The organism is bacterium, assembly GCA_035703895.1.
GTDB lineage: Bacteria > Sysuimicrobiota > Sysuimicrobiia > Sysuimicrobiales > Segetimicrobiaceae > Segetimicrobium.
The window spans coordinates 1-7,335 of record DASSXJ010000280.1; the positions used below are offsets into that span (position 1 = coordinate 1).

6 protein-coding genes are annotated in these 7,335 nt (G+C 66.6%); 4 read left to right on the top strand and 2 right to left on the bottom strand.

The window, feature by feature from the left end:
• The first annotated feature begins 537 nt into the window (after positions 1 to 537).
• On the top strand, positions 538 to 1,338 hold the full coding sequence (locus tag VFP86_18655) for a class I SAM-dependent methyltransferase (GenBank protein HET9001669.1): 801 nt from the start codon (positions 538 to 540) through the stop codon (positions 1,336 to 1,338).
• Between the two features lie 239 nt (positions 1,339 to 1,577).
• Complete coding sequence (locus tag VFP86_18660; GenBank protein ID HET9001670.1) at positions 1,578 to 2,075, top strand: hypothetical protein; 498 nt, start codon at positions 1,578 to 1,580, stop codon at positions 2,073 to 2,075.
• Positions 2,076 to 2,262: 187 nt separating this feature from the next.
• On the opposite strand, the gene VFP86_18665 is transcribed toward VFP86_18660, so the two are convergent.
• Positions 2,263 to 3,513 carry a M20/M25/M40 family metallo-hydrolase gene (locus VFP86_18665; GenBank protein HET9001671.1) on the bottom strand — a complete coding sequence of 417 codons (1,251 nt, stop codon included), beginning with the start codon at positions 3,511 to 3,513 and terminating at the stop codon, positions 2,263 to 2,265.
• Positions 3,514 to 3,651: 138 nt separating this feature from the next.
• Between VFP86_18665 and argH the strand changes: the two genes are divergently transcribed.
• Positions 3,652 to 5,151: an argininosuccinate lyase gene (gene argH / locus VFP86_18670; GenBank protein ID HET9001672.1), complete on the top strand. Its 1,500-nt coding sequence runs from the start codon at positions 3,652 to 3,654 to the stop codon at positions 5,149 to 5,151.
• A complete protein-coding gene (locus VFP86_18675; GenBank protein HET9001673.1) occupies positions 5,148 to 6,548 on the top strand; it encodes an MmgE/PrpD family protein in 1,401 nt (466 codons plus the stop codon). Before argH ends, VFP86_18675 begins: the two co-directional genes overlap by 4 nt.
• Here VFP86_18675 and VFP86_18680 read toward each other — a convergent pair.
• Positions 6,545 to 7,335 (bottom strand): oligopeptide/dipeptide ABC transporter ATP-binding protein (locus VFP86_18680; protein ID HET9001674.1); only part of this gene is annotated, 791 nt, incomplete at its 5' end. The genes VFP86_18675 and VFP86_18680 overlap by 4 nt on opposite strands.

Below are 7,335 nucleotides of genomic sequence, written 5' to 3' on the forward strand. Positions count from 1 at the left end.
GGATGGAAGCTCAAGCCGCACAGGTCGTTTCAATGATGCTCAAGGGTAGTGATTAGTTTAGGAACCTCGGGTGGCCGGCTTGTGAAACATGCGCGGTACTATTGGTTATTGCTGGCCGAAGGGCATCTGACACGGAGTCTATTCGGAGCGATCCTGCGGCGGCTGACGGCGCTATCGGTGCCAGCTGGGTAAGGGAAGCGCTCGTTGCTGCCGACTCGGTCGACCACAAGGCCAGGGTGGAGACGGTGTCTGAGAAAGCGGCTGCCAACGCGACCGTACCGGGCGTGAGGGATCTTGGGAGGGCGCGGACGGGCTTTCATGGGCGAGGGCCAGGAAGGTTCGGGCGGAAAGCCGGGCCGGGCTCCTTCGATGCAAGGAGTTCAGGACCCAAAACGGAAATCTCAGATTGATCGGTTCGCTCTTGATCCGGTGCCGATCATCCCGGAGGTTGGGAGAGGAGCGAGCTAGTGGCAACGAGTTGTGCGGCACGCCTGGACAATGTTAGTGCCCAGGCCTGATCAAGGGAGGATCCGCACAATGGAACCCGCGAAACCACGCTGGACCGATCCGGACGCGTATGAGGCTTTCATGGGGCGCTGGAGTGAACACCTCGCGAAGCCCTTCCTCGCCTTCGCCGATGTCGCTCCGGGTGGACGCGTGCTCGATGTGGCCTGCGGGACCGGTGTCTTGACGAAAGCTCTGGCCGAGGCCGGCGCGCATGTGATCGGCATGGATGCCTCGGAGGGATATCTGGAAGGGGCCCGCCGTCATCGGTCCCACCCCAACGCCACCTATGAACTCGGCGATATCCGCCAGATGAGGTTCGACGACGGTTCATTCGACGCGGCCGTTTCCACGCTCGCCCTGGACGTTCTCCCGGAGATTGAACAGGTGGTCGCCGAGATGAAGCGAGTGACCCGTCCAGGCGGCGTGGTCGCGTCCGGCGTTCATCAGTTTTTTGGCGGCATGCCCGCCTTCGACCTCGTTATTCACACCGGTGCCGTGCTTGACGCTGGCTTCGCCGGGCTGAGGTCCACACGGGCGGGGCGCCAGCTCTTTTGGCCAAACGGCCAGGCCGGGTTGTGGCGGAAGATGGGCCTAACCAACGTGACCGAGGTCCCAGTTGTCGTGGATTGCGAGTACCCGTCCTTCGCGGATTATTGGGCTACGTTCACCGGCGGCCAGGGCATTGTGTCGGGCCATTTGATGGCGCTCTCGGACGACGTGCGAGGCGCGATTCAGCGCCATGTTCGTGCCGGATATCTGGCCGGGTTGCCGGATGGGCCTAGGTCGTTCCCCATGATGTTCCGCATGGTGCGCGGCCTGGTCCCCGGCTGACCCTGGCAAGGGTGGAGCGAGAGCGGCGATGGACTAACCCTTCTTATTCATCGCATAGCAGGGATTCGCGTTTAATGGATGATTTTGCTTCCTGCTAGAATCGCATGCGTGAGGGTACTTTATATGGGAGCGCTCGAGCACCTGGAGGATCGTGCAGAGGCGCCCTCCATGCGCCCGATGTCCTGTCCCGGGCGCCGCGGCTCGTATAGGCGAGATGCTTGACGGCGGGAGGTAGGACCATGGCCCAATCGAATCGGGGGAAGCTGGTGGCCACTTTTCGGTATCCCATTCGGGTCGAAGTTCGACGGCCCAAGTTCGCCCGCTCGGCCTCTCTTGCGTATATCGACGTCGCCAAGTTAGCTCGAGCCGCCCGCGCGGAGTTCGAGGTGGGCCACTTCGAGGCGGGTTGTTGTCGGAAGGCGGTTCTGGCGGTCGTCCGTAGGGGAATGGTGACGGCCCTTCGTGTGGAGGCCTGCGCAGAGTGCAAGCCGGTCCGGCTCACGCCCGAGCTTCAGGCGATGATCAACGCCGCACGGCGACGGATGGGCCGCCGGCGCGAGCGGCCGTTTCGCCCCATGACGGTGGTCCAGTTCATGGGGGTCGCTGAGCTAATCATCACCGCAACATGCTCCCAGCACTGCATCACGGTCTGGGGCCATGTCATCTGCCTGTTCTGTTGTGACTTTCCCAGTGGTCGCCGGGAGTGTTCCATAACCATAAGCGAGGCGCTGGAGTGAGGCCTCCTTCCGCGAGTTGAACAGGATCAAGAAGAGCGACAGCGAGTGGCTCAGGCAGCTGACGCCGGAGCACTGTGCGCTGATATTATGAGATAGCTTCTAGGCTGCTGCTCTCTCCGGGAAGGGCCGAGGGCGGAGAAGCCTGATTTTATTGGCGTTCCGCGTGATACTTAGCGACGGCGACGAGTCATGTGAGCAGCTTCACCATCGTCAGCGCATGCGCCTTGGCGACCGTGACGAGATCCGCGACCTCGACGTACTCGTCCGGCGCCGCGATATTATGCGGCGTCGGCCCGTACACGACGCACGGCGTGCCTCGTCTCCGCCAGAACCGGCAGTCCGTCCCGCCCAGCGAACAACTCAATTCCACCGGCGCGCCGCGCACCGCCGCGACGCTATCCACCATGGTCCGCACCAGGGGATGCGCGGGATCGGTGAAGTTGGGATCCCGCCAGTGGCGGATCTCGCACTCGATATGGGGATGCCGCCCGAGCCGTGCGCGGACTTCGTCCATCACCGCGGCGTGCGTAAACCCGAACGGCATGCGGATATCGACCCAGGCTTCGGCATGATACGGGATCAGACTGTCCTTTTCGCCCCCGCGCAGCACTCCGACGTTGACCGTAGTCTCGACGATATAGCGCCCTGCGCCGGATCCGAACATCGCGTCAAACGTTGGGCCGATCTTTGAGGCCATGTCGTGCAGCCACGGCGGCGTGCCGCCGTACGGGCCGGCGAGGCTCCGCATGTCAGTCAGGAAATCCATCAGCAGATGATTGGCGTTGCGGCCCATGCTCGGCACGGGGCTGTGCCCCGAGAGCCCGCGTGCCGTGAAGGTCAGCCGGCTCGCGCCCTTCTCGCCGAACCGGACGAGGCCGGCTCCGCTCGGCTCGGCGCTCAGAACCATATCGCCCTGCACTTCGGGACAGTGCGCCGCCAGATGTTCGGACCCAAACTTGGCGCCGGTCTCCTCGTCCGAGACGAGCGTCAGCGTGATCCGGCCAGGCCATTCCCGGCGGTGCTCCGCCATGACGAGAAATGCGGTCATCAGCGCGGCGTCGCCGCCTTTCATGTCGATCGCGCCGCGGCCGTAGATGCGGCCGTCGACGAGTTCGCCGCCGAAGGGGTCGTGTGTCCAGCGGCTGAGGTCGCCCGGAGGGTACGTATCGAAGTGGCCGTTCAGCACGACATGCGGCCCGCGGTCCGCGCCCGAGACGGTCGCGATCAAATTCGGGAGGCCCTCGCGCACGATGACGTCCGACTGCTCCACGCCAGGCGCGTCGAGATCGCCACGCGCGAACCGGTGCACCTCGGTCGTGTCGCCTGGCGGGCTGCTCTCCCGGTCAATGCTGGGAATTTGGAGCAGCCGCCGGCAGCGGCGAATGAGCTCGTCGCGCCGCGCGTCGACTGCTCCCAGGATCCGCTCGCCCAACTCCATCCGATGCCCTCCAACGTGATCTGTGCCGACCAAGAATTACGGCGTGTCCGCGGCGCGCACCTCCGGCGCGGACGGGGGGACCGCGCTTCTCGCCCATCGAATAGAGCCGCACCCGCTCGAAGGCGATCGAGGTGACTCGTGAAGCAAGATCTCTTTCTCGAAGAAGCCCGGCTCGGCCCGCGCAGCGACGTCTTGATCGAATACGACGAGAAGCCGCGGCTCGTGCAGTTTCGCGAACGGTTCCGGGCGTACGCGCTGGTCGATCTCGCCCACGCCGTGATGATGGTCGAGGAAGGGATGCTGACCCGCGAGCGCGGCGCCAAGTTGCTCCGAGGCCTGCTGCAGATCCTGGATCTCGGTCCGGACGACTTTCCGTGGGAGCCGCGGTCGGGGTCGTACCTCGTGCAGATCGAGCGCTACCTCGAGCAGCAGTTCGGTCACGACATCGCGGGACGGCTCCAGACCGGCCGCAGCCGCAACGACCAGGAGGCTGCCGCGGACCGCGTTTACCTGCGCGACGCTCTGCTCGGCACCGTCGCCGACCTCATCGCGCTGGAGCGCGCGCTGCTCTCGCTGGCAGCGCAGCACACGGGGACGATCATGCCGGCCTACACGCACCTCCAGCACGCGCAGCCCGGCACGTTCGCCCACTATCTGCTTCGCGAAGCGAGCATCTTCGAGCGCGACCTCCAGCGTCTGGAGGGCACGTTCGGGCGTACGAATCTGAGCGCGCTCGGCGGCGCTGCGCTGGTCGGAACGTCGTGGCCCGTGAACCGCCGCCGCACCGCCGATCTGCTCGGGCATGATGGTCTCGTCGTGAACGCGTCGGACGCAGGCGTCTTTGCGCGGGACGTGCTCGAAGAAAACGTCGCCGCGCTCGCGCTGCTCATGAGCAACCTCGGCCGCCTCGCGACCGATCTCTACGTCTGGTCGTCGTGGGAATTCTCGTTCGTCGAGGTGGCCGACGGCCTTGCCGGCACGAGCAGCATCATGCCGCAGAAGAAGAATCCGCACGCGCTCGAACGGGTGAAGGCCCTCGCGGGACAAGCGGTGGGGTGGTTGGCGTCGATGATGGGCGCGCAGCGCGGCGTGCTCTCGACCGATCTGGATGCGACGTTCGGTGACGATGTGGTGGCGGAGGCGCTGCGCGCGTCCCGCGCCGGGCTCCGGCTGCTGACCGAGACCGCGCGGACGCTGCGGGTGCGCGCGGACGTGATGGCCGAGCGGGCCGGCGTCTTCTGGAGCACAGCCAGCAATTTGGCCGACGAGCTGGTCCGCCGGTTCGATCTGCCGTTCCGGACCGCGCATCATGTGGTGGGGCGTTTCGTGAAGTACTCGACCGAGGCCCATCAGGGGCCGGGCGACGCCTCCGCCGAGTTGTTCCGCCGCGCCGCGCGTGAGATGGCGGGGCGGGATATCGAACTCGGGGCCGCGGATCTCCGCCGCATCCTGGATCCGCGGGCGTTTCTCGAAACGCGGGTCACCGAGGGCAGCGCCAACCCGCGTCACGCCGCGGACCACATCCGGCTGCTGAACGAGGCGACCGATAGCCACGCCGCCTGGCACGCGCAGCAGACCGACAAGATCACGGCGGCGATCGCGGCGCTCGAGCGTACCGTCCGGGCGCTCTCGGCATGACAACGATGCCGCCCACCGGGGCCTCGACGTTCAGCGGACAGCTCGCCGAGTTCGGCGCCTCGCTGACCCTCGAGCGGGTGCCGGCCCCCGTCATTGCCCACGCGAAATTGCTGACGCTCGACACGTTGGGTGCGGCGATCGCCGGTGTGCCGACCGCGGAGTGCCAAGCGGCAATTCGCGCGGTCCGGACACTGGCGGCGGCCGACGGCGGGCCCTCGACTGTGTGGGGCACCGCGTTGCGCACCACGCGGGCATGCGCGGCGCTGGTCAATGGCATCGCCGCGCACGCGCAAGAACTGGACGACTTCGGTGGGTGCGATCATTCCGGCGCGGTCGTGCTCCCGGCCGTGCTGGCGGCGTGCGAGGGCAGCGGCGTGACGGGTGCCCGCGCCCTCGAGGCGATCATCGTCGGCTACGATTTGGCGCTTCGCGTCCTTGAAGCCGCCGGCGGCTATCGGGCCCACAACGGACGGGGCTGGCATTCGACGGGGACGTGCGGGAGTTTCGGCGCCGCGGCTGCGGTCGCAAAGGTGTTGAACCTAGACGCCCGCCACACGACGTGGGCGCTCGGCATCGCCGGCACCTTTACCGGTGGGACGTGGGCGTTTCTGGCCGATGGCGCGATGAGCAAGCGCTACCATCCCGGACGGGCCGCTGAAACAGGCGTTGTCGCGGCGGCGCTCGCCCAAGAGGGCTTTACCGGCCCGACGCAGGTGTTTGAGGCCGAGTGGGGCGGATTTCTTCCGACGTATGCGCCCGGCGATGCCGAGCCCGCCCGGCTCACGCGGTCCCTCGGCACGGAGTTCATGATCATGCGCAGCGGTGTCAAACCATACGCCTGCTGTCGCGGCGCCCACAGCACGCTCGATGCGGTGCTCGATCTCAGGCGGCGCTACGCACTCACAGCGGACCGGGTCGCCGCCGTCGCTATCCGGTGTACCGCGGCGGACAAGCAGATGCTGGGAGATCGCGACCCGATGACGCGGCTCGCCGCGCAGATGAGCCTGCCCTACAGCGTGGCTGTTGCGCTTACGACGGGCCGCGCTTCGCTCACCGAATACGAAGACACCTGGCTCATGAACGGTCCGACGCGCGCGCTCATGGGGAATGTCGAAATGCGGGTCGACGCGTCGCTGCCCGAGGGGAGGGAGCCGTACGTCACGATCACGACGCGCGACGGACAGCAGCACACCGGCCACGTCGACATCGGGCGAGGCGCGCCTGAGAATCCGCTTCCGCCGTCGGACATCATCGCGAAATACGAGAATCTCGCGGCGCGGGTGCTTCGACCGAAATCGGTCGGCGCGATCAAGGACTTGGTGCTCGCGCTTGAGGAGGTCCCCACGATCGACGCGCTGTGCGAAGCGCTGCGAACGGCTGAGACGCGAACGACCTAGACCGCGCTCCCGCCGAGCTCGTCGCGCGGAATATGGCACGCGATCTTGTGGCCGCCATCGTCGGGCAGGAGCGGCGGCCGCTGCTCTTCGCAAATCGGCCCGATTTTCCTCGGACAGCGGAGATGAAATGGACAGCCGCCGGTAACATACCCGTTACCGGCCTCGGCAGCCTGGCCGGCGGACTGCTGCCCCGTCGCGGGCCGACGCTCCGTTGACCTGAGGCTCGGCACGGCCGACAGCAGCTCCGCTGTATAGGGATGGTATGGGGGCGCAAAGACCTCTTCGGTCGGACCCTCCTCGACCACCGTACCCCCGTACACGACCATGACGCGGTCGGCAAGATGGCGCACTACCGACAGGTCGTGCGAGATAAAGACGTACGAGACGCGGCGCTCCTCCTGCAGGCCGGCCAGCAAATTGAGGGTTGCGGCCTGAACCGACACGTCCAGCGCAGAGGTCGGTTCGTCGCACACCACGATCTCGGGATCGATCGAGAACGCGCGGGCGATCGCGACCCGTTGCCGCTCGCCGCCGCTCAACTGGTGCGGCAGACGATCCAGGTGACGTTCCCCAAGCTTCACCGCCTGAAGCAGCGCGGCGGCCCGCGCCCGCCGCTCACCCGCCTTCGTCCCGCCGAAGAGTTGCGGCGGGCGCGCCACCGTTTCGAACACCGTGCGGCGCGGATTCAGCGTCAGATCGGGATTCTGGAACACCATTTGAATGTGGCGGCGCGTGGCCCGCGTCCAGTCCTGGGTGCGCCGCGGCAGCCGCTCACCGTGGAGACGTA

Coding starts and splice junctions, on each gene's coding strand:
- VFP86_18665 (HET9001671.1), bottom strand. CDS start 3,513: ATGGAGTTGGGCGAGCGGATCCTGGGAGCAGTCGACGCGCGGCGCGAC.
- VFP86_18655 (HET9001669.1), top strand. CDS start 538: ATGGAACCCGCGAAACCACGCTGGACCGATCCGGACGCGTATGAGGCT.
- VFP86_18675 (HET9001673.1), top strand. CDS start 5,148: ATGACAACGATGCCGCCCACCGGGGCCTCGACGTTCAGCGGACAGCTC.
- VFP86_18660 (HET9001670.1), top strand. CDS start 1,578: ATGGCCCAATCGAATCGGGGGAAGCTGGTGGCCACTTTTCGGTATCCC.